Consider the following 415-nt stretch of genomic DNA (forward strand, 5'->3'; position numbering starts at 1 on the left):
GTTCTGTAGATGTTGCTATTACAGATGCCTCTTTCAACGATAATTGTTCCGTAAGCTCAATTGCATGGGTAATGACCGGTGCTGTAAACGATACCGGTTCTGGACAGGTCGGAACATATACATTCCCTATAGGGACAACCACAATTACATATACCGTATCTGACAATGCTACCCCAGCCAATACAGCTACCGATGTCATGACTGTAACAGTAACCGATAATGAAAATCCAACGGTAAACGCTACAAGCAACGTTGTTACAACAACCAGTGCAGATACCTCTGGAGACTGTTCTGTAGATGTTGCTATTACAGATGCCTCTTTCAACGATAATTGTTCCGTAAGCTCAATTGCATGGGTAATGACCGGTGCTGTAAACGATACCGGTTCTGGACAGGTCGGAACATATACATTCCC

General features: G+C 43.6%; 1 protein-coding gene. It reads left to right on the forward strand.

Features of this window, described 5'->3' with window-relative positions; translation table 11 throughout:
* Nucleotides 1-415: hypothetical protein (locus ZA06_RS16990; protein ID WP_205625686.1), on the forward strand; the 415-nt coding region annotated here is incomplete at both ends.

Origin of the sequence: Mangrovimonas xylaniphaga, assembly GCF_001280435.1 — a bacterium.
GTDB lineage: Bacteria > Bacteroidota > Bacteroidia > Flavobacteriales > Flavobacteriaceae > Mangrovimonas_A > Mangrovimonas_A xylaniphaga.